This window comes from Enterobacter cloacae complex sp. P38RS (genome assembly GCF_014930775.1).
Taxonomy (GTDB): Bacteria; Pseudomonadota; Gammaproteobacteria; order Enterobacterales; family Enterobacteriaceae; genus Enterobacter; species Enterobacter bugandensis.
Window position 1 is genome coordinate 192043 of record NZ_JADBRS010000006.1, and the last position, 20611, is coordinate 212653.

Annotated in this window: 22 protein-coding genes; 4 read left to right on the forward strand and 18 right to left on the reverse strand. The window is 56.0% G+C overall.

Features of this window, described 5'->3' with window-relative positions:
- The first annotated feature begins 43 nt into the window (after window positions 1–43).
- Window positions 44–1708 carry a methyl-accepting chemotaxis protein gene (gene tsr, locus IM303_RS10935; protein WP_045259638.1) on the forward strand — a complete coding sequence of 555 codons (1665 nt, stop codon included), beginning with the start codon at window positions 44–46 and terminating at the stop codon, window positions 1706–1708.
- Window positions 1709–1800: 92 nt separating this feature from the next.
- Here the strand turns inward: tsr and IM303_RS10940 are convergent, their stop codons facing one another.
- The 17 genes from IM303_RS10940 to IM303_RS11020 all read right to left on the reverse strand — a co-directional run bounded on the left by IM303_RS10940 (window position 1801) and on the right by IM303_RS11020 (window position 16613).
- Entirely contained in the window at window positions 1801–2307 is a 507-nt protein-coding gene (locus IM303_RS10940) for a GNAT family N-acetyltransferase (protein WP_192986782.1), read from the reverse strand.
- A gap of 29 nt (window positions 2308–2336) precedes the next feature.
- On the reverse strand, window positions 2337–2810 hold the full coding sequence (locus tag IM303_RS10945; RefSeq protein ID WP_048999312.1) for a hypothetical protein: 474 nt from the start codon (window positions 2808–2810) through the stop codon (window positions 2337–2339).
- A gap of 1 nt (window position 2811) precedes the next feature.
- The gene (locus IM303_RS10950) at window positions 2812–3552 is read right to left on the reverse strand and encodes a winged helix-turn-helix domain-containing protein (protein WP_193359905.1); all 741 of its coding nucleotides are present in this window, start codon (window positions 3550–3552) and stop codon (window positions 2812–2814) included.
- 123 nt (window positions 3553–3675) lie between these two features.
- Window positions 3676–4632 (reverse strand): spore coat U domain-containing protein, encoded by a 957-nt coding sequence (locus tag IM303_RS10955; RefSeq protein WP_193359906.1) that lies wholly within the window; start codon window positions 4630–4632, stop codon window positions 3676–3678.
- Window positions 4623–6911 carry a fimbria/pilus outer membrane usher protein gene (locus IM303_RS10960; RefSeq protein WP_227014148.1) on the reverse strand — a complete coding sequence of 763 codons (2289 nt, stop codon included), beginning with the start codon at window positions 6909–6911 and terminating at the stop codon, window positions 4623–4625. The genes IM303_RS10955 and IM303_RS10960 overlap by 10 nt, the downstream gene beginning before the upstream one ends.
- Window positions 6832–7608, reverse strand: a complete 777-nt coding sequence (locus tag IM303_RS10965; RefSeq protein WP_192971576.1) for a molecular chaperone — start codon at window positions 7606–7608, stop codon at window positions 6832–6834. Before IM303_RS10965 ends, IM303_RS10960 begins: the two co-directional genes overlap by 80 nt.
- 2 nt (window positions 7609–7610) lie before the next feature.
- Window positions 7611–8105 (reverse strand): spore coat protein U domain-containing protein, encoded by a 495-nt coding sequence (locus IM303_RS10970; protein ID WP_028015413.1) that lies wholly within the window; start codon window positions 8103–8105, stop codon window positions 7611–7613.
- A 178-nt stretch (window positions 8106–8283) separates the two neighbouring features.
- A complete protein-coding gene (locus IM303_RS10975; RefSeq protein WP_048999315.1) occupies window positions 8284–8922 on the reverse strand; it encodes an EAL domain-containing protein in 639 nt (212 codons plus the stop codon).
- 180 nt (window positions 8923–9102) lie between these two features.
- On the reverse strand, window positions 9103–11394 hold the full coding sequence (gene opgB, locus IM303_RS10980; RefSeq protein WP_063438201.1) for a phosphatidylglycerol--membrane-oligosaccharide glycerophosphotransferase: 2292 nt from the start codon (window positions 11392–11394) through the stop codon (window positions 9103–9105).
- 268 nt (window positions 11395–11662) lie between these two features.
- Complete coding sequence (locus IM303_RS10985; protein WP_028015416.1) at window positions 11663–12145, reverse strand: DUF2501 domain-containing protein; 483 nt, start codon at window positions 12143–12145, stop codon at window positions 11663–11665.
- 84 nt (window positions 12146–12229) lie between these two features.
- Window positions 12230–12967 carry a DNA replication protein DnaC gene (dnaC, locus tag IM303_RS10990; protein ID WP_028015417.1) on the reverse strand — a complete coding sequence of 246 codons (738 nt, stop codon included), beginning with the start codon at window positions 12965–12967 and terminating at the stop codon, window positions 12230–12232.
- Window positions 12964–13509: a primosomal protein DnaT gene (gene dnaT, locus IM303_RS10995; RefSeq protein WP_028015418.1), complete on the reverse strand. Its 546-nt coding sequence runs from the start codon at window positions 13507–13509 to the stop codon at window positions 12964–12966. Before dnaT ends, dnaC begins: the two co-directional genes overlap by 4 nt.
- Window positions 13510–13656: 147 nt before the next feature.
- Complete coding sequence (locus IM303_RS11000; RefSeq protein WP_013095463.1) at window positions 13657–14085, reverse strand: organic hydroperoxide resistance protein; 429 nt, start codon at window positions 14083–14085, stop codon at window positions 13657–13659.
- Window positions 14086–14169: 84 nt separating this feature from the next.
- Window positions 14170–14622: a MarR family winged helix-turn-helix transcriptional regulator gene (locus IM303_RS11005; RefSeq protein WP_028015419.1), complete on the reverse strand. Its 453-nt coding sequence runs from the start codon at window positions 14620–14622 to the stop codon at window positions 14170–14172.
- A 41-nt stretch (window positions 14623–14663) separates the two neighbouring features.
- On the reverse strand, window positions 14664–15305 hold the full coding sequence (locus tag IM303_RS11010; RefSeq protein ID WP_028015420.1) for a TetR family transcriptional regulator: 642 nt from the start codon (window positions 15303–15305) through the stop codon (window positions 14664–14666).
- Between the two features lie 67 nt (window positions 15306–15372).
- Entirely contained in the window at window positions 15373–15846 is a 474-nt protein-coding gene (locus tag IM303_RS11015) for a threonine/serine exporter (RefSeq protein WP_041911301.1), read from the reverse strand.
- The gene (locus IM303_RS11020) at window positions 15837–16613 is read right to left on the reverse strand and encodes a threonine/serine exporter ThrE family protein (RefSeq protein ID WP_028015422.1); all 777 of its coding nucleotides are present in this window, start codon (window positions 16611–16613) and stop codon (window positions 15837–15839) included. The genes IM303_RS11015 and IM303_RS11020 overlap by 10 nt, the downstream gene beginning before the upstream one ends.
- 410 nt (window positions 16614–17023) lie before the next feature.
- On the opposite strand from IM303_RS11020, the gene IM303_RS11025 reads away from it, so the two are divergent.
- Together IM303_RS11025 and bglJ are read left to right on the forward strand one after the other, a co-directional pair.
- Entirely contained in the window at window positions 17024–17761 is a 738-nt protein-coding gene (locus IM303_RS11025) for a LuxR C-terminal-related transcriptional regulator (RefSeq protein WP_041911300.1), read from the forward strand.
- Window positions 17758–18393 (forward strand): DNA-binding transcriptional activator BglJ, encoded by a 636-nt coding sequence (gene bglJ / locus IM303_RS11030; protein ID WP_041911299.1) that lies wholly within the window; start codon window positions 17758–17760, stop codon window positions 18391–18393. Before IM303_RS11025 ends, bglJ begins: the two co-directional genes overlap by 4 nt.
- A 40-nt stretch (window positions 18394–18433) precedes the next feature.
- Here the strand turns inward: bglJ and IM303_RS11035 are convergent, their stop codons facing one another.
- A complete protein-coding gene (locus IM303_RS11035) occupies window positions 18434–18892 on the reverse strand; it encodes a YbaK/EbsC family protein (RefSeq protein ID WP_023331967.1) in 459 nt (152 codons plus the stop codon).
- A 328-nt stretch (window positions 18893–19220) separates the two neighbouring features.
- Here IM303_RS11035 and IM303_RS11040 point away from each other — a divergent pair, with 328 nt between their 5' ends.
- Complete coding sequence (locus IM303_RS11040; protein ID WP_028015425.1) at window positions 19221–20567, forward strand: PTS sugar transporter subunit IIC; 1347 nt, start codon at window positions 19221–19223, stop codon at window positions 20565–20567.
- Window positions 20568–20611: the final 44 nt, after the last annotated feature.

The following is a 20611-nucleotide window of genomic DNA, read 5'->3' on the forward strand; positions in this document are numbered from 1 at the left end:
TTCCAGGCCGAAAATTCTGTATCTGTCTGAGGAAAGAGAAAACATGTTAAACCGTATCAAGATTGTCACCAGCTTAATGCTGGTTTTAGCGATATTTGGCCTTTTACAACTCACATCCGGTGGTCTTTTCTTTAATGCTCTGAAGAATGACAAAGAGAATTTCACCGTCCTGCAAACCATTCGTCAGCAACAATCCACCCTTAACGGGAGCTGGGTTGCGCTGCTGCAAACCCGTAATACCCTGAACCGCGCGGGCATCCGCTACATGATGGATCAGAACAATATCGGCAGCGGCGCGACCGTTAACGATCTGATGCAGATTGCGTCTGCCTCGCTGAAACAGGCGGAAAAAAACTGGGCTGACTATGAAGCCCTGCCGCGCGACCCGCGTCAGAGCGACGCCGCTGCGCTGGAAATTAAACGTAACTACGATATCTACCACGGTGCGCTGGCTGAGCTAATTCAGCTGCTGGGGGCGGGCAAAATCAACGCCTTCTTCGACCAGCCGACCCAGAGCTACCAGGATGGATTCGAGAAGCAGTACGTGAGCTACCTGCAGCAGAACGACAAGCTGTACCAGATGGCGGTTGAAGACAGCAACAGCTCTTACACTCAGGCTATCTGGGTGCTGATCAGCGTGCTGGTTGCCGTGCTGGTGGTGATCGTGGCCGTCTGGCTGGGTATCAAGCAGGCGCTGATCTCTCCGCTGACGCGTCTCATTGACAATATCCGCCACATCGCCAGCGGCGACCTGGTGAAGCGCATCGACGTGGAAGGCTCTAACGAGATGGGCGAACTGGCCGACTCGCTGCGTCATATGCAGGGCGAACTGGTGCGTACCGTGGGCGACGTGCGTAACGGCGCGAACGCTATCTATAGCGGCGCGAGCGAAATCGCGATGGGCAATAACGACCTCTCTTCCCGTACTGAACAGCAGGCCGCTTCCCTGGAAGAGACCGCTGCCAGCATGGAGCAGCTGACGGCGACCGTTAAGCAGAACGCCGAGAACGCCCGTCAGGCGAGCCACCTGGCGCTAAGCGCGTCTGAAACCGCGCAGAAGGGCGGCAAGGTGGTGGACAACGTGGTGCAAACCATGCGTGACATCGCGGGCAGTTCGCAGAAAATTGCCGATATCATCAGCGTGATCGACGGCATTGCCTTCCAGACCAACATCCTGGCGCTGAACGCGGCGGTAGAAGCGGCGCGTGCGGGCGAACAGGGCCGTGGATTTGCGGTGGTGGCAGGGGAAGTGCGTAACCTGGCCCAGCGCAGCGCTCAGGCAGCACGTGAGATCAAGAGCCTGATTGAAGACTCCGTGGGACGCGTGGAAGTGGGTTCAACGCTGGTGGAAAGCGCCGGTGAAACCATGGGTGAGATCGTGAACGCGGTGACCCGCGTGACCGATATCATGGGCGAGATTGCCTCTGCGTCCGACGAGCAGAGCCGCGGTATCGACCAGGTGGGCCTGGCGGTGGCAGAGATGGACCGCGTGACCCAGCAGAACGCCTCGCTGGTAGAAGAGTCAGCCGCAGCGGCGGCGGCGCTGGAAGAGCAGGCGAGCCGTCTGACGCAGGCCGTGGCAGTGTTCCGCATTCAGCAAGAGCAGATGAAGGCGCGCGAGTTCGCTTCGGCGAAAGCCGTTGCCGCACCGGTAATGACGCGTAAAACCGCGACTGCCGATGCAGGTGATAACTGGGAAACGTTCTAACGCCGTGCGTTGTGCCGGGTGGCGGCTGCGCCTTACCCGGCCCACTGTTCAGGGTTTTGTAGGCCCGGTAAGCGCAGCGCCACCGGGCGATATTACAGAGGCAGGCGCATGGCGCAGCGGGAGTCATACGCTAAACCGTGCGCCGTCTCTTCTTCGCGTTTTTCACGCAATTCAGGCGTCAGCCTCGTCATCATTTCAAACCCCAGCCGCGCATAGAAGGGCGCATTCCACGGTACGTCCCGGAACGTCGTCAGCGTCAGCGCGGTCAGCCCCCTTTTACGGGCGCAATCTGCCACGCAGGCGATGAGCTGTCTGCCAATCCCTTTTCCCTGCCAGTTCAGATCAACCGAGAGTTCGACAATAAACAGTGATGACGGATGGGCTTCGGCAAGGACAAACCCAACGGGCTGGTCGTTTGCCAGCGCCAGCCAGCTGAGCCCGCGTTCGGCATAGTCGAGGTGTTGCTCAGCGGGAATGACCTCGCCGTCGGCAAGCCAGGCGAGTTCCGGGATGTCGCGGAATCGCCCGGCCGCCGCGCGTTCAATGGCGGACAGGGCGGCAACGTCGCTGAGGGTGGTGGGGCGAATGCGAATAGTCATGGCGGCAAGTATAGCCTGACCCGTCGACATTATTTCGAGCAGATCAGCACCGGCGAATAAAAATTGCTGATCACCAGCGCGTCTTCCGGCGTGCGCTCTATCGTCAGAAGCCTTTTATTGCCCAGCGTCAGGCCGGCAACGTATTTTTCAAAGACCCCGGGCGGCATCGCGTCATGGCTAAAGCGCTCCACTTTTTGAATGACGATCTCATACAGTTCGTCCTCCACGTGACGCCATTTAAACATCTCCTGGCGAGAAACCTCCCAGCTGCGCGGGGCATTCACCACGTTGCCGTTAACCGTGATGTACCCCGTTTTGTCGGGGTGAAAGCGCATAATGACCTCACCGTCAAAGGTGAAATTGTGGCTGTCGCGCTCGTCGGTAAACGTCAGGTTTCCGTCGCAGGTTACCGACAGCGGAGGCGTGTGAAAATACCACGCCAGCGCGGTGCCCAGCAGCAGCAGGTTGAGGATCAGGATTAGCCAAACTTTTTTCTGTCTCATATCACCACTCGTAATAGTAAAGCGTACGACAGGCGCTGGCTTTACCCCGCGTGAGGGAGCATTGGGAGAGCACCAGCCGCCCTTCGTGGCCGTAGAAAAGCGTTCTCTGAATGTGCATGTAGAAAATCGAATTTTTCAGGCACGGAAGGTGACCGTCCTTTTGAAGCGTTTGCGCGAGCGTAATCGCCTTCCCGTGAAACACGTCCGCCAGCGGCGTAAAGGTGTAAACCGGACAGGTGCCGATATGCGTCAGCAGATGGATCTCCCGCTGCGGGGCGTCTGGCTTGATGAGCGCGATCCAGATGCTTAGCGCAACGACGACCAGCGTGAGCGCGCCGCAGAACAGCCATTCCGGGCGAACGCGCCATGCAGGTTTCACCGTTTTGGCGATCGGGGGGGCCTCCTCCAGCGGAGTGACGGTGACGTCTGCGCTGAGCATAAAGCCCGTTTTCGGTACGGTAACGATAAACAGCGCGTCGGGAAGCAGGGTCGCCAGCATCTTGCGCAGAATGCTGATGTACTGATTTAAGGAGTTGTTAGACCCCTGGAGCCCTCGCCGATCCCAGACTTCCTGGAGAAAGGTTTCCCGTTCGACCACGTTCCCGTGATGCTGAACCAGCAGCCTCATGATGGTATTGGCCGTGCAGGTGAGGAGCTGCGCATCCTCAACCGGCGCATTGATAAGAGAAACAGAGCCGTCCTCGTCGTTATAGACGATGGCGTCAGCAAGCAGGTATTTCATAAGTTGTTGTAATAAAAACAGAGATAATGAATGAAAAAAGGCTTACGCCCTCAAGGCTGCATTGCTGGCTATTTTAACGCCACTGTTACCGATAACATTGATCCAGACAGGTTTTTGGGTGATTTAATAAGTCAGCGTGATAATCACGTCATCAATAAACTCCCCGGTATTGGTTAGCGGCTGTGCCGGGACCTCGCCGTAAACGGTGTAGTTCTGGGTGCCGCCTGCAGGGTTGGTGACCTGCAGCGCATCGCCGCTGCTTTGATCTCCCCAGCGTTGCGTGGCCGCCTCATCCTGCCAGAGACCGTAGCGCAGGCAATGACCCTCGCTGTTGCAGAGCTGCCGCTGGTTACCGCTGGCATGGTTGCCTTTTCCCATGGCAAGGGTGAACGCGGTTCCGGCCGGACAGCGCGTGGTGAGGGTGGCGGAGGATCGCGTCGGGCTCAGGGTAGCGGTGCTGGTCAGCGTGCCGAAGTTAAGCGGCGTCACGCGCTCGATGTAGCACCCCTGGCTGATTTCGGCCTGAGCGCTGGTGCCGCCCTGCACCTGCTCCCCCTCTGCGGAACCGTCCGAGCAGTTTTGCAGCGCGTCCTGGCGCAGGGCGCTGTGCCAGGCGATGCGCAGATTCATGTTGTAGTTGTAATAGTGATAGGCCGGAAGCTGGCTTTGCCCTGGCGGAATGGTAGCGATAAGCGGAAAGGTACCGCTGACGTTGGCATTGCTTTCCGCGGCGAGGGTCTGCTGAATCAGGTTCCCGTTGCTGGCAGGCCCCAGCTCCTGAGAGCGCGCTGCGCCGTTAAGCAGGCGGAAGAGGAGGGTGTACTGTTTCCCCTCCTGATCTCCCTGGGAGATCATCTCAAAGGGCGGGGCGTCTACGCTGCTCAGGCAGACGTTAATATATTCCGTCCTGCCCTCGTTGTCGGCCTGGCAGCTAAATTTGACCTCGGTGTTGACGGAGGTGGTATTGCCCGCCACGACGTTGCCAAAGTTAATGGCGGGCATGGAGGTTATCCAGCAGGCTGCCGCCATCGCCTTCACGGACAGGACGAGCAGCAATAATAACGGCGCTCTTAATGACACAGTTGTTCTCCGATATTCTGTATAGATGACGCGGTACGGGGCGCCGGAAGCGTGACCCGGCACTCTCCCTCACCGGTCTTAACCACCAGTTCGCCCGGCAGGGGCGGATCTTCAAGCCAGATAAAGCCGTCGCGTCCCACGATGGTGGCACCCTGCGGCGTTGACACGATGCTGCCCAGCGGGAGCGGCCTGCGGCGGCTGTCGACCAGCCGGGCCTGAACCGTGACGGCGTGATGGACGTTAAACTCGACTTTCACCGCGCTGCTGTTGCCCGGTCTGGCATGCATGTCGGTAACAGGGGCGATCACATCGGCGGGCAGATCGAGCGGGTTAATGCTGACTTTGCTGTTGTGGTAGCGCGGCAGGTCGGTTAGCAGGAGATAACCGTCTTCATCCGTTTCACCGGCCGGGCGGTTTTCCAGCATTACCGGTACGTGCCCAATGCCGTGGGTGGACACCAGCGCCATGCCCTGCTGGATGTAGCGCAGCGGGTACAGGCTGCCGTCCAGCAGCGTCAGGCTGCCTTCGGCGGAGGCGTACTGGTTGCCCTGGTTGGCACCTTGCTGCAGCCCAACGTGCCATTCGCCCGCTCGGCCCAGGTAGCCGAGGTCCGCATATCTTTCACGTCGTTCGCCGAAGCCCTGGCCCAGCTCCCATGACCAGCCGCCGGCCTCATCGTCCGGCTGGTGGCGGTAATCCATGCGCGGCGTATCCCGGCTGACCTGAGCGGAGAGCGTGTCCTCGCGACCCAATGGGACGGAAAGCAGCAACTGAACGTGGCTCGACGCGTCCGTAAACGAGCGGGTGTAGCTCAGCGTGGTGGAGATGTGTGCCGGCAGCGATACCGACCAGGAGGCGTTGAGGTAACGCTCTGTGCTGCCCTGAATGTTCTGCTGTACCCAGCCCGCGCCCACGGTACCGAAGTGGGGGATGGACTGGCTTACCCAAACGCTGTCGCTGCGTCTGACGGGCGCGGCACCGCTCATGCGGGCGTTGTCGGCGAAATCCGCCTCGGTACGGACGGTGCTGGCAGAAATGCTCGTTCCCCTGCCGTTCCACTGCCAGCCAAGGCCCCACTGAACGCCCTGACCGTAAGGGCTGTCGCTCACGGCAACGTGCTTGCTGACCACCCCCACGGCGGGAGAGACCAGCCAGTCAGTGCCCATACCCACGTTGCGCAGCCTGCGCTGCTGTTCCGTATGCAGCGCTAGCGTCAGGCTATTATTCACCCCATAGCGCCAGCCCGCGTCCAGCAGCGGCGAGGCGGCATAGTCGTCGGAGCGCAGGGCGTAGTTTTCGCGCATCCAGCCGATGTCCAGCGAACCGCTGCTGAACCCTTCCGCCAGCATGCCCGGCGCGCCGTAGAGGTCGAGCTGTACGGTGCGACGCTGGCCGTTGATATCGGTAATGACCACCTCCGCCTGTCCGCTTCCGGTGAAGGAGGGCAGGGTATCCAGTAGAAAGTCTCCCGGCGTGACGCGCTGGCTGCTCTGCTTAAGGCCGTCGATATACAAATCGACCGTGGAAGGCAGCACGGCCGTGTCGCTGTAGCGGCTGCGCGGTTCGGTATTGAGCTGGGGATTGAGCTCAAAGTTACGTGCCCAGTGCAGCCCGCCAAAGCGTACCTGTCGGCTCCAGCCGGTGCCGGTGGTGACGCTGTCGCCCAGCGCCAGCGTGGTCAGCGAGTCGGTGTTGTCCCACTGCCAGCGGGTTTCGAGACGCGTATGGGTCGGTCGACCGGCGCTGTTTTCCTCCCCGACATGGCTTGAAAAACTGCTGCTGAACGTTCCGGGTAGCCCACCGGACGCGGTCAGCATGGTCTGGGCGTTAAGCTGGCGCTTCCCTTGCACGTCGCTGGCGTAGAGCGCATATCCGAGCGTATAGGCGTTGACGGGCTGCGCATCAGGATAGCGGTACATCGGCGTGGGCCTTGAGACGGTCAGATGCTGCTGGCCCTCGAGCGCGTCTGCCTCTGCGGTAATCGACACCTGCTGGGACAGCACGTCGAGATTGACGTTCAGGCCCGGCAGGGAGGTCAGCTCAACCCACTCTGCGCGATCGTCCGGGGCGTGAAGCCCCAGCTTTTTCATGTCGCTGCGGCTTATCCATAGCGCATTATCCACCACCCGGCAGGCCCATAGCTCGCCTCGCGGGGCGTGGTTCACGGTAATGGCCAGCCATTGCACGGTGTCGGCGGGCTCAGTCCGGGCTGACAGCATGAGCGGTAGCCAAAACAGGAGCGCGAGAAGCGAGCGGGCGCAGGGGTATCTGGCTGTCATGATGGTCATCATTAAGATAGACGCGCAGCGAGCTGAGCGCGTGACGTGTGGGCTGCTTGAGCGATAAAAGGGCGGTTTGTCCCGGGAGCACATAGCCCGCCAGGCCTTTAATCGACCCGACAACCTTCCCATCGGCCGTCAGGGCCTCAAGGTGGCTCAGGCGGATGTGGCGGTTTCCGGCGTTAAAGCAGCGGAGAGTGGCCGGTATGTCTGCCTGCTCACAGCTCAGGGCATCGTGGCTGACGGGCGCGCTCTGGCTCCCGGCAATAAACACCGGAATCGAGTAGCGCAGCAGGAAGTGTACCGCGGAGGGGTTGGCGGCACGGGACGCGGCGTCCGGCAGTTCGTCAATAACCAGCCGGTAACTTTGCTCCTGCGCACGGATGCCGGGCTGCATGACGATAATGCGCACCAGTTGCTGCTGGCCCGGCGCCAGTGAAGTCATCGCCGGGCTGGTGACCACCTCCCCGGTGGACACCAGCACATCTTTACCGTTTTTTTGCGTCCATTCGTATACCCGAATCTGCGCATTGATGGCCGCTTTCCCACTGTTTGTGAGATAGACCGCCGCTGCCCGCTGGTCGCTCTGCAGATCGAGTGTTACCGGGGCCACCTGAAGCGTGGCGGCCAGCGCGTAGCGCGACAGCAGCGCCAGCATCATGAGCCACAGAATGAAGCAGGGAAGGTAGCGACGCACGATCAGTACTCCAGTTTTAACGTGATATCGTCGCTGTAGTTCCCTGCCTGGGCGGTTGTCAGCGCCCCGGCGTCAATGACGCCATACAGCGTTTCTTCCTGTTCCGCACCGTTGCCGGTATCGTCCAGACCAGTCGTCTCGTTGATTTGCTTCTGTTTGCCTTCGTCAGCAAAGAGTTTCCACGCAATCTTCTGCGCCCCGGTTTCGCCGTTTTCCGGCTTCAGCCAGAAGGTGCCGCTTTCGCCGTCGGGGCTGGTGGCGGTGAGGGTGAACGGCGTGCCGTTGGTACAGACGATATCGACCTGCGTTTTGGCCAGGATTTCGCTCGACTCATCGGAGCCGTGACGCGAGAAGTTGAGGTCGTTGGCTTTGAGGGTGCACGACTTCACGACCTCAAGTGATACATGCATCGTCGCGCTTGCGGTACTGTCTGCGGCGATCGCAGCAGCAGGAAGCAGGAGCGCGGAACAACATACAGCGGTGGGAATAATTTTCATGATCTTATTTCCTGACGTGAGTAACAGTGCAATTACAAAGCGAATGACTGAGCGTCCAGCAGGCAGCGTTTTTGATGGCATTCCGCCAGGGTATGGCAGCAAAAAGTGGGGCAAGGCCATAAGTAGGCGTTGCCGCGCAGAACGATGACCCGATCGCCAGCATTCAAAATGAAAGGGGTCATTTTCTCCCCCACAGATAGCCCTGGCCGTAATCGGCCGCGCTCGCGCAGGCCAGCGCGAAATCACCCGCGGTTTCGATGCCTTCGATCAGCACCTTGCTGGCGACGCGCTTGCACTCGCGGGTGAGATGCAGAAACTTCGCCTGCTCGGTCCGTCCGTTCCAGAAGGTATGTTTGTCAATTTTGATGCCGCAGAAGCGGATCTGGCTGGTCAGCAGGTCGGGAAGTAGGTCTTCGCAGACATCGTCTGCCCACACTTCTATCCCCCACTGATGGAGCGTCGCGATGCATTTCCTCAGCGCCTGGCTTTGCGTAACGTCGAGTTGGACCATCGTATGGAGATCGGTGATCTCGATAGCAAGTTTCTCCGGGCACGAGGTTTCTTCTTTTAGCCTGTCGAGGAAGTCCGTTTCCAGCAGTAAATCCGATGCTGCATTGAGGTAATACTTGTCGCCATCCTTGCAAAACATGGCGTGACGAAGCTGCGCAAAGAAGTGCGCTTTACGCTGCGCCGCCGACAGCGAGCCAAAGTAATCTTCAAGATTGACGTTGGGCTTTGCCGTGGACAATACCTCCCAGGCAATCACATTTTCAGTGCGCAGTGCCCGGATGGATTCGAACTTATAGCCGGTTAGCATGATAAACGTGCGTAACGCTCCGTGGTGATTTAAGGAGCTTGGAATTTTACGGATATGGATTTTGGCGGGATATTTATAGATTAAAATGGCTGATATAAAGTGTTTTAATCTAATTTATAAGAATATTATAGGATTATTTATTTTCATAAGCGCCCGGCAGAACGCCGGGCGCGACGCGTCTTAACCCGCTTTGCTGACGATTTTGATTTCGACCATGCCGATCCCGAGCTGGCGCGGTGAATGGCCGAGAATATTTCCTTCATTGGTGGACTGCGGGTCCGGCGGTACGATCACCAGGGTATTGCTGCGCGAAGGATTCTCAAAGTGCAGCGTGTGCGTGCTCACGTCGTTTCCAAGCGTTAACGTCTGCTCCCGATCTCCCACGCGAACGGGGACGGGCTTGTTGGCATTGGGTCCATAAGCCCTGGCGGTGATCACCAGGTCGAATTGTTCCGGCAGCGGATGGGTGTACTCAATTTTCACCTCGTTGCCCAGCTGCGCGTTTGACCAGCGTCCCCACGACTCCGGACGGGAGATGCCGCTAAACTGCTTCACCTCTTCGGGCGCGCCGGCCACGTTAAAGATAAAGCTGTCCGCTTTATAGCGGATGTCGTTGTCGACGATTTTCAGCATGTCGATGTTGTGCTGATAGCGAGCCGTATCAATCACCGTATCTTTAAAGGCGGTTTTGCCTTTCCACTGGGCTTTGTCGACATGCTGCACGGTTTGCTCCCCGCCAAGCTGGCCCTGAGAGACGCACCAGTCCGTAGAGAGCGCCAGCGGCTGCGACCAGAGCTGACCCATTTTGTAACACCGGTCAATCCAGACGAAGTTATCGCGAGGGGCGAAATCGGCCAGCTGGAAGCGCAGCGGCGCGGAATACTCGCTTTCCGGCAGCGGTTCGACGCGACTATCCGACACGCGCACCAGCAGCGGCAGGCGGAAATTGCTGCCGGAGAAGGCAACGGTGTTTTTATCCCGATCGACGGTGAAGTCTTTCATCTCTTTCGGGAAATTCCACAGGCGGATGATGTCGGGCTTCCAGGCGAGAATTTTTTCCTTCATGTTGAGGAACACTTCCGACAGGGATTGCCCCGACAGCGTGCTGCGCCCGAGGCCAATAAAGTTGTCGCCCCCCAGAATGTCCAGCACGGTTGCGCCGTTATCCATGGAGTTGCGTTTGGTGGCGATTAACTCCTGCTGCGGCTGGTCGCCGCGCAGCACGAAGAACAGGTTGCTGCGATCCTGCTTGCTGAGCTGGTCCCACGCGCTGTTTTTCATTGCCAGATGGTCAGACGATACGACGATGACGGTGTTTTTAAACCACGGCGAGGCTTTGATTTTCTCGACCAGCGCGGCGATGTGCTCCTGGCTACAGGTCACGGCGCTGAAAGACTTGTTGTTTTTGCCGTCCACATCATAGCTTTTTCGCTTACAGGTGCGCGAGACGAACCCGTCCGGATGGTGCGTATCTACCGTCAGCGCAAAGAGAGAAAAACGCTTCCCGGCGCGGGAAAGTTCCTCGAATTTCTTCCAGGTTTCGTCCAGCACCGTATCGTCATAGAAGCCCCAGTCGTTGCGGTAGGTGGGATCGGCAACCGTCGTTTTTAACTCTTCTGAGCCATACAGGTGGTCAAAACCGTGGGATTTCAGGAACACATCTTTTCCGGCAAAGCGCAGGTTTGCTCCCTGCATAAAGTAGTTTTCATAGCCGGAGTTTTTCAGGATATCGCCCAGGCAAATATTCTGCGGGAAGAACGTCGACATCGAGGCGGAGGCGTTGCCTTCAAAAGGTGCGAACAGCGGGATACCGCACTGGGAGGCCACCATCCCGGCGATAGTGTAATCCGTGCCGGGTAACTGCATGGTGTGGCTGAAATCGAGGCCTTCGTTTTTCAGCGCGCCCAGTTCCGGCGTGAGGTTCGGAAACGCATCGTTATCAAAGTAGGTGCGCTCCAGGCTTTCACCGTAGATGTAGACCAGGTTGAGCTTCGGGTTGGCGATCGTTTTCGACGGCTCTTTATAGTAGGCCACGAAGTCCGGATCGCCGTCGCGCGACTGGGATTTTACAAGCTCGGTGATCTGATGAAATGCGGGGCTGGCGTCAACGGAGGCCAGCGCCAGGAAAAGCGCCAGCAGGCTGTAGCCATGATGGTGAGGAAGATGGCGACGGCGGCGCAGCACCCAGGCGAGCGCGCCGAAAATCGTCACCAGCGCCACGATCAGTCCCAGCCCCGGAAGGATGTATTTACCTACTCCCGCGCCCGTCAGGCTGTTCGTCAGGGTGTAGAGCACAGCATCGTTAATGCCGTCGCCGGTGAAGTAATCGCTGGCGTATAAGGTAATGTTTAAAACGATAAAAATGCCGAGCACCACCAGCGTGGCGATAAACCACCAGGTGTTACGGCCGGCTTTCCAGGCATAAACGCCGACGGAAGCCAGAAAAAGGATAAGAGAGATGAATTCTGACAACAGCATATCCTCATGACGCCAGGTGCTTCGCTGGCTAACTGTTTATTTTTGGTAAGACAATGTAATGGCGATGTCGTTTAGCTGCAATTTTAGTGTCACGAAAGTGTGCTGTTGTTAGGATTTGGTTTATAAAATCGTTTTTATGAGGATGGTCGCATCCTGACAAACGGACGCTGAGACGGTGGCAGGTAGGAAAAACGCTCGTTTAACGCCGCGATGCAAGCCTATCGCATTAAACGCGGCGTGTTGTGGCAGAAAATGGGGCGGGTCAGGAGATGAAATTAACGCCTTGTTTCAGCACCAGATCGCAGGCTTTGGTTTTCACCTGTTTTGCCAGGGCGGAGTTGCCGAGGGTGCTCAGATTCAGCTGTTGGCCGTTTTGCGCGTTAAGCAGGCCCTGAATGCCGTCCATATAGCTGGTGTCCGCTTTTTGCTCCTGCGTGTCGAGACCCAGTTTACCCAGCACCTGGTTTTTAACGTTTTGCGCGTCGGTCACCGAGGCCAGCTTTTGCTTAGCGCAGTATTCCAGAATCCCCGCCGCGTTGTTCATCGTGCCCGCGCTCAGGCTCTGGGAACTGTTGCTCAGCAGGCTGGTGAGAGAAGAGGCCGAGAGCCCGCCCTGGGCGCTGCTGCTCTCTTTGGTCAGCTCATTCGCGGCGCTTGACAGGGACTCCTGCCACGAAGCCGCTTGTGCTGCGCCGGTAATCAGCAGCGCGCCTAAAAAGGTGCTGATAAGAATCTGTTTTTTCATAATGGCTTTCTCAAAAAGGTCCGTTTTGGGCCGGAAGGGGTTCCAGTATATACCTGCGCCCTGCTGGCGATTCCTGGAACTGTCTTAATACTCTTTGCCGGTGACGCGGCTGCGGTAACTGTCCCAGTCGAAGATGACATACAGACTGTTGCCCAGCTTCATGCGGTCCATGACGCGTTCGCCCAGTAAGCGGGTCATCTCGTCAATGTTGTGGTTCGTCAGCATGCCGGTGGGACGTTTGGACGAAGAGCGGCGATCGACTATCTGGTTAATGATGACCTTTTCATAACGGGATTCGGTCTGAACGCCAATCTCGTCGATGACCAGTAGATCGACATTGCTCAGATCGTTAAGAAGCTGCTCTTCGCTGGTTTCACGGTTGCTGAAGGTGTCTTTCATGGCGGACATGATATCGGCCACGGTGATGATGAGGACTGATTTACCGCGCAGAAGCAGTTCGTTGCAGATGGCGGCCGCGAGGTGGTTTTTACCTGTGCCCGGCTTGCCGCTAAAAATGAAGCTGGCGATATTGCCGTCAAATTCATCTACGTACTGACGCGCGGCGGCGAGCGCGTTCATCTGCCCGCTGGTCTCAATTTTATAGTTATCAAACGAGCAGTTCTGATGCAGGGGACGAATACCGGAGCGGTTAAAGGTGCGCTGCATTTTCATCGCCCGGTTTTCGCGGGCGAGCGCGGCGGCACGAATTTTACCTTGCTCCTTTTGCCACGCCAGCAGCTCTTCACCCGTGGTGAAGGCGGGCTTCACGTTGGCTGGCATCATTTTTTGCAGACGTTTCATCAGGTCGCCGACGTTCTTCATTTCGCACCTCGGAATCCACTCGGGATCTGTTTATCCGGTTCTGAAAACGTGTTGATATCGCGCTTAGGCTGGCCATTGTTACTGGCGCGGGTAATTTGAAGATGACGCGCGAGCTTTTGCTGCCACTGAATGTGGGTGAACACTTTGCCTTCCGCCTGCCACCAGGCGATAAACGCGGCGAGCTCTTCCGCGGTGGCTGGCTGAGTTAACGCAATGCCCCACAATGCTGCCTGCCGCTGAAAATCTGCGTCAGGCTGCCAGCCCGCGTACAGGACAAATTTGCCCATCGGAACGGTTAGCGGGGTATTAACCGGTTCTTCAAAAAACTGGTTATCCAGCGTGACGTCGCTTGCCGGACGTGACATCTGCGCTTCGATCTCCAGAAGCTGCGCCAGACGTTCCGGCGTGATTGCGTAAAACGCCGGCGCGTTGTCGGCAAAAACCGCAACCGTGCCGCCTTCGGCGTGGGTCAACACACCGCGTGGGTCGCGCATAAAGGCATCAATGCCAGCAATGCTGGTGGTCAGAATTCTGGAGGACATAACGCTTACTCAACTGATTACTACGGGCGTGATATGGGCTTATGGTAGCACAGAGAGGGGAGGGGATGGAGGGGATTTCCCCGGTGGCGCTGCGCTTACCGGGGCTACAGTCGTAGGCCTGAAAAGCGCAGCGCCATCAGGCAGTTATCACGCGATGATATTCAGGGTCACGTCGATGTTGCCGCGGGTCGCGTTAGAGTACGGGCAAACGATATGCGCCGCATCGACCAGCTTTTTGGCTTCCGCAGGATCCATCCCTTCAACGTGGATATTCAGTTTTGCTTCGATACCAAAACCGGTCGGCAGCGGGCCGATACCCACTTCGCCTTCAATAAACGCCTCTTTTGGCAGGGTAAATTTGTCGCGAGCCGCCACAAACTTCATCGCGCCCAGGAAGCAGGCAGAGTAACCCGCAGCAAACAGCTGCTCAGGGTTCGTGACTTCTCCACCCATACCGCCCATCTCTTTGGGCACGCCCAGTTTAACGTCCAGAACGCCATCGGAAGAGGTCGCGCGGCCGTCACGGCCCCCGGTTGCTTTTGCTTTGGCGGTATAAACAACTTTTTCTAAAGACATGGCAGGTTCCTCATTTTGCTTTAATGTGTGCTATTAAATAGCGTGCGATATATATGGTTAAATAATAACGCGTAAAGTATAGCCTTACGCGCGTTGAATCTGTTGTCGCAAAAGTTCCAGCTGCTGCTTGAGCGCCAGCATGGTGTCGGTATCACACTGTGCGGCGCACCCCACCGCGTGTGGGATACCCAGTGCCTGCTGCTGAAGTTCACGTCCGGCTTCAGTCAGCGTGACGGCGACCTGACGCTCATCTTTACGCGAGCGGTGGCGGTTGATTAGCCCTGCGCTTTCCAGACGCTTCAGAAGCGGCGTCAGCGTTGCGGAGTCAAGGAACAGCCGTTCACCGATGTCCGACACCGTCACGTCATCCTGCTCCCACAGCACGAGCATCACCAGATATTGCGGGTAAGTCAGGTTTAGCGGCGCCAGCAGTTGCCGATACAGCTTATTAAGCGCCAGATTTGCCGAATAGAGGGCAAAACAGAGCTGGTTATCCAGCAGGAGCGCAGCGGTCGTGTCGTTCGTTTTTGCGTTCATGAAATGAATATAGATTGTGCGCGATTTAATTGCAAGCAATTTTAGGGGCAAGTATAACGCAGCGCCACCTGAACGGCCATTTTACGGTAGTGCTGGCGCTGGGCCTGCTCGTCTGCACCTTCTTCAAACAGCAGGGTGAAGGTGTAGCTGTTGGCAACGTAGTGAAAGCTGAAGCTGCTGATCAGACGGTGAAGGTCGCGGGCATCAACCGTCTGGCTGAAAAGCTGTTTTTCTTTGCCCCGGCGCAGGATGCCTTCAAGCAGGTCGAGCGCGCTGCGGTTGACCTGACGCAGATAGTTTGACTGCTGCATAAAACGGCCGCGCTGCATGTTTTCCATGCAGATAATGCGGATGTAATCCGGGTGGTCGGCATGATAGTCAAAGGTGGCTTCAACCAGATGGACCAGCGCTTCGACGGGAGGCATATCCGCCAGGCTAAGCGCCTTTTCACTGGCGCGAATTTGGGTGTAAACGTACTCCAGGACGAGCAGGTAGAGATTTTCTTTGTTTTTAAAATGGTAAACGACCATGCGTTTGGTGGTACCTGCTTTCTCCGCGATCTGCTCCATGCGGGCGCCGTTCAGTCCAAATTCGGCAAACAGCGCGATAGCGCTCTGAAAAATTTTCTCTTTCAGGCTCGATTCTTCACTGTGATCGGGGTGTTCGCTGCCAGAGTTAGCCACATCCTTTCCTTATTTTTACCAAACGGACCAGAAAGATTATCTCCACGGCAGCGAAATAACACAAATATCAAACGCGCGGGCGTTTGCGGTAGAGCCATAGCCCGGGTATCGACAGCCCGATAGAGAGCGCACCGACGATGGAGGACGCCTTAAGAAAGTTGCTCAGGAGAAGGATCATCTGCGGCTCGGTGTAGCCAAAATGGCTGATTTTCACCGCGGAAATCATCGCCGTATAGGCAGATATGCCGGGGAACATCGGGATAACGGCGGCGACGGTGAACACTTTCGGATGCGCCAGATACCAGCGCGACCACTGAATACCGATGCTGCCGACCAGCATAGAGGCGATAAACGTCGACCATTCGATGTTAAAGCCCGCCGTCATCATCACCATTCGCGAGCCGTGGCCAATTGCGCCCAGCAGCGCACACCACGGCAGAGCGCGTTGCGGAACGTTAAATACCATCGCAAAGCCGACGGCAGGAATGGCCGCCAGGGCCATGTCCTGTGCCAGCGCCAGCAGAAAATCTATCACGCCCATCCTCGTAACCCCCATAGCGTCATCGCCATCACCACGCCGATGCAGGTCGCCAGCGTCAGCAGGCTGGCGATAGCCCAGCGTGCCAGCCCGGTATTGATGTGCCCTTTAAACATGTCGGCAACGGCGTTAATCAGCGGGAAGCCCGGCACCAGCAGAAGCACGCTGGCGGCCATCGCAATCGTCGGGGTAGCGGCAAACTGCGGCAGGCGCAGCAGCAGGCCAGACACCGTAGTGGCAACAAACGCGGTAATGCAGAAGTTAATTTGCGGGTGCAGCTGCCGGTGCGTCAGCAGCTGGCGCACGTACATGGCGATGCTGCTGGCGAAAAAGGTGACGATCGCGCCGTCCCAGCCACCTTTATTGAGCTTACAAAAACAGGCGCATGACAGCCCCACCATGAGCACGACCAGCCAGCGTGGATAACGTAATGGCTTGATTTGGTTAAAACGTTTTTCAATCTCCTTGAGATCGAGAAGCTTATGCTCAGCCAGGATGACGATGTGCTGGACCTCGGTTACAACGTGCATATTAATGCCGCGGTCGTGGTTTTTACGGGTGGACGTAAGACACTGCCCGTCTTTAATGGTGGTCAGCACAATGGCGTTGGACGAGATAGCGCTCTCAACGCTGTCCATCCCCAGCGCCAGCCCCAGCCGGGTTGAAAGCTCCTCGACCAGCGCGCTTTCCGCGCCGTGCTGGAGCAGAAAAAGACCGCACTGAATACAGAGCCGCGTGATAGCACGCTGCGTTGACCGATCTGCCTGCATGTATTATCCCGAAGATAAGGTGAATAGTTGCCGGTTGGCCCGTAATGCCTACTTTTAGCACAAAGTGCAGTGGCTCTTGCTGTGGGTCAGATCAAGGTTTATGCAAACAGTTACCCCCTCCTTGTCACGGCGACTTACAGGATTAATTTATCAATATGATGAATTATTAATTTGAAATAATAAAATATTTGTATTTAGAAATTCTAATTTTATTTTGTTGTTATTTTAATGTCTGCGCAATTAAATTGATTTGCGCTTTGTGAGATATTAGCGCTGTTTTAGGCATTTCCTAAACTAAGAACATATCTCATCTTCTGCTTGTATTAATCTTTTTATACTCAGGGAAGAAAATATTTATACCTTGGTGCGTTTTACATGACGCACCGAAGGAAAATGGACACGGAGGGTCTATGTTGTCGTTGCCTGGTAAGCATGGCGTTGTCATTAGCCGGATACCCGTCATGCAGAATGGGTTAGGGGACGTGATGGCACGTCATTTCCCCGATTTTGAATTGACCTACTGCCGCTCACTGCAGGAGTTAACCCTGCTTCAGTTGCGCCGCGCAGATGTGATTATCGCCGACGTTTCAGGCGAATACAGGAACCCACGGGGTACGCTCGAAGAGTATTACCGCTTACTGAACCAGTACCGGGAAATCCACTGGATCTTTTTGGTCTCCCGGCCGTTTTACCCTATTGCCGTTGAGCTGCTTATGCGGCCGGAAAGCACGCTGCTTTCTGATATGGAACCTATCGAAGGTGTCGTTAACGCTATCCGGGCAGGGAGTGAACGCGCAGAACGGATAAGCCAGACGTTATTAACCCCAGAACCTGAGGAAAGTGAGGATGACGACGAACACTTTATTGCGCTCACGCACTCAGAACGTAAGGTGCTTCGCCTGTTAGGCAAAGGGTGGGGGATTAACCAAATCGCTACGTTGCTTAAAAAGAGCAATAAAACGATCAGTGCGCAGAAAAACAGTGCGATGCGAAGGCTCTCATTGCGGAGTAATGCCGATATGTACGCCTGGATCAACAGTACACAGGGAATGAGAGAGCTGAGTTTAATGTCAGCCTATGGAGAGTTCGAGGAATGGAAAAAACCGATTCAACAAGACATATCGCCATCATCGAAAATTGCTCGATGAGTGCGGTCGGGCTGCAGCATCTTTTTACGCAGCCTGAACTCAGCCAATATCAACTGCACCTGTTTAATGATTTTGATGGCTTTAAGAAAGCACTGCAACACGTGAATTTTTTCTCGCTGATCTATTCGCTTTCCGATGCGCGAGAAGAACGACGTAACTGCCTGGCGCATCTGCGGGATCTCGCGTTTACGCATAGCCATATTCAGCGCATTATCCTGGTCTCGGATGAGATGGAGGCGAGGTTGATTAGCCATCTTTCGCCTTCACGTCTTCACGGTGTGGTCAGTAAATCGGTGACCCTTGAACACCTGCTGAAGGAGTTAGTGGTATTGTTGAGCGAAACGCTGCGCATTAATGACAATATGCTTAACCACTGGTACTGCAGTCAGAACCGGATGTTAAGCCCAACGGAAAGAGCAATTTTACGTTATATGTCATGCGGATATTCCATTCCCGAAATCGCGGCGCAGCTTGAACGCAATATCAAGACTATTCGCGCGCATAAGTTTAATGCGATGGTGAAGCTAGGGGTGAATTCTGACGTAGGATTGCTTGATGCAGCGGATATTCTTACCCATCTTCCGGTTAGAGAACCGCGAACTGTGGGGCTAAGCAAACCGACATTTTTGTAACCTGTGCCTTTTGCGCGCCAGATGTGCTCTGGCGCGTCATTCAGATGCACACATCAACCCACTTTGCTGAAGTCAGCTCTGCCATTCTGTCCGGAGAAATACGTACGGCACTATGAATAGCGCCAGCGGCGGGGAGCACTTCAGCGTATTGTTTTAAAGAGATATCGCAGTAAACCGCAAGTGGGTTTTCAAGCCCAAACGGGCAGACGCCACCAACGGGATGACCCGTCACGGTAACCACTTCATCACTGCTGAGCATGCGTGCTTTCGCGCCAAACGTGTCTTTCAGTTTTTTGTTATCCAGACGCGCATCACCCTTCGCCACCACCAGAATCACCTCATTTTTAACCTTCAACGATAGGGTTTTGGCGATTTGTCCCGGCTCTACACGGTGGGCGGCAGCAGCCAGCGCAACGGTAGCCGTACTCTGGCTAAGTTCTATTACCTCTATTTCCGGCGCGTTGTCGGCAAAAAACTGCTGTACGGACTGCAAACTCATTGTTTCCTCCTGACAAATATCCTGCGTAATCTGTCATAAGAATTTATGCTCTGTAAATATCTCTTAAGTAACAAATATCCAGGATGGCTGATTTCTGGATCCTCTTCACAATCACAGAAACCGGTTACAGTAACCGGTTGCAGAGCGTGATGCGTAGATTAATACTGAGTATGTAACGTCCCCTGTATCCAATAATAAGAGCCAATTATGAAACCATTTCGTCTGAGCAGTACCGCTGGTACGCAAGCCAGCAAGGTTGTGAAGCTGATTTATGGAACAACGTGCGGCGCGAGCGCGCCTGTAATAAACGTCTGACAGGAGATCAACCATGTCTGCCAACCATGCTGCGTTTAATCTGATATTCCGTTTCGTTGAAAATTACGTGAGCCCGATTGCCGGGCGGATCTCGTCCCAGCGTCATGTCATGGCTATCCGTGATGGGTTCATCTCTGCGATGCCGTTCATGATTGTGGGTTCATTTTTATTAGTGTTTGCTTACCCACCGTTTTCGCCAGATACCACATGGGGTTTCGCACGCGCCTGGCTGGATATGGCGAAGCAGTTTGAAGGCCAGATCCTGACGCCGTTTGATATGACCATGGGCATTATGTCCATTTATATCTGCGCGGCCATCGCCTATAACCTTGGCAAACATTATGTCAAAACGCACCAGCTGGATCCGTTCATGTGCGCCATGCTGTCGCTGATGGCGTTTCTGCTGGTTGCCGCCCCGAAAACCAAAGGCACGCTTCCCGTCGACAGCCTGGGTGGAACGGGTATTTTTACCGCCATTCTGGTGGCGATTTACTGCGTTGAAATGATGCGTTTCCTGAAGGCGCATAACATCGGTATTCGCCTGCCGGACCAGGTGCCGCCGATGATCAAAAATTCCTTTGACCTGCTGATTCCGGTGCTGGTGGTGGTGTTAACGCTTTATCCGCTGAGCCTGGTGATCCAGTCTCAGTTTGACATGCTGATCCCACAGGCAATTATGTCCATCTTCAAGCCCCTTGTTTCCGCGGCGGATTCACTGCCCGCGATCCTGCTGGCGGTGTTGATTGGCCACCTGCTGTGGTTCGCCGGGATCCACGGGGCGGCTATTGTCTCCGGGATGCTGCAGATGTTCTGGCTGACTAACCTTGGAGCGAACCAGACCGCGCTGGCTGCCGGCCATCCTCTGCCACATATTTTTATGGAAGCCTTCTGGACGTTCTTCATCGTGATTGGCGGGTCGGGTGCGACGATGGGTCTGGTGATTTGCTATCTGCGCAGCCGTTCAGCGCATTTACGCTCTATTGGCCGATTGAGCGTGGTGCCCAGCTTCTTCAACATCAACGAACCCGTTATCTTCGGTACGCCGATTGTAATGAACCCGGTGTTCTTTATTCCGTTCCTGCTAGCCCCGATGGTTAACGCCGTGCTGGCCTGGGCGGCGATGACGTTTGATCTGATTGGTCGTGTTATTTCAGTCGTCCCCTGGACGGCACCGGCACCGATAGGCGCAGCATGGGCCCTGGGCTGGGATTTCCGCGCGGCTATCCTGGTTGTGGTTCTGGCCTGCGTGTCGGCAATCATCTACTACCCGTTCTTCAAGGTGTACGAGAAGCAGCTGCTGGAGCAGGAAGCGGAAGAAGCACAGCGTAATGGGGAAGAGGACAATCAGCAGGTGGCTTAAAGACGTTGTGCCGGGTGGCGGCTGCGCCTTACCCGGCCTACGAG

Coding starts and splice junctions, on each gene's coding strand:
- tsr (WP_045259638.1), top strand. CDS start 44: ATGTTAAACCGTATCAAGATTGTCACCAGCTTAATGCTGGTTTTAGCG.
- IM303_RS10940 (WP_192986782.1), bottom strand. CDS start 2,307: ATGACTATTCGCATTCGCCCCACCACCCTCAGCGACGTTGCCGCCCTG.
- IM303_RS10945 (WP_048999312.1), bottom strand. CDS start 2,810: ATGAGACAGAAAAAAGTTTGGCTAATCCTGATCCTCAACCTGCTGCTG.
- IM303_RS10950 (WP_193359905.1), bottom strand. CDS start 3,552: ATGAAATACCTGCTTGCTGACGCCATCGTCTATAACGACGAGGACGGC.
- IM303_RS10960 (WP_227014148.1), bottom strand. CDS start 6,911: ATGACAGCCAGATACCCCTGCGCCCGCTCGCTTCTCGCGCTCCTGTTT.
- IM303_RS10970 (WP_028015413.1), bottom strand. CDS start 8,105: ATGAAAATTATTCCCACCGCTGTATGTTGTTCCGCGCTCCTGCTTCCT.
- IM303_RS10975 (WP_048999315.1), bottom strand. CDS start 8,922: ATGCTAACCGGCTATAAGTTCGAATCCATCCGGGCACTGCGCACTGAA.
- IM303_RS10985 (WP_028015416.1), bottom strand. CDS start 12,145: ATGAAAAAACAGATTCTTATCAGCACCTTTTTAGGCGCGCTGCTGATT.
- dnaC (WP_028015417.1), bottom strand. CDS start 12,967: ATGAAGAACGTCGGCGACCTGATGAAACGTCTGCAAAAAATGATGCCA.
- dnaT (WP_028015418.1), bottom strand. CDS start 13,509: ATGTCCTCCAGAATTCTGACCACCAGCATTGCTGGCATTGATGCCTTT.
- IM303_RS11000 (WP_013095463.1), bottom strand. CDS start 14,085: ATGTCTTTAGAAAAAGTTGTTTATACCGCCAAAGCAAAAGCAACCGGG.
- IM303_RS11005 (WP_028015419.1), bottom strand. CDS start 14,622: ATGAACGCAAAAACGAACGACACGACCGCTGCGCTCCTGCTGGATAAC.
- IM303_RS11015 (WP_041911301.1), bottom strand. CDS start 15,846: ATGGGCGTGATAGATTTTCTGCTGGCGCTGGCACAGGACATGGCCCTG.
- IM303_RS11020 (WP_028015422.1), bottom strand. CDS start 16,613: ATGCAGGCAGATCGGTCAACGCAGCGTGCTATCACGCGGCTCTGTATT.
- IM303_RS11025 (WP_041911300.1), top strand. CDS start 17,024: ATGTTGTCGTTGCCTGGTAAGCATGGCGTTGTCATTAGCCGGATACCC.
- bglJ (WP_041911299.1), top strand. CDS start 17,758: ATGAGTGCGGTCGGGCTGCAGCATCTTTTTACGCAGCCTGAACTCAGC.
- IM303_RS11035 (WP_023331967.1), bottom strand. CDS start 18,892: ATGAGTTTGCAGTCCGTACAGCAGTTTTTTGCCGACAACGCGCCGGAA.
- IM303_RS11040 (WP_028015425.1), top strand. CDS start 19,221: ATGTCTGCCAACCATGCTGCGTTTAATCTGATATTCCGTTTCGTTGAA.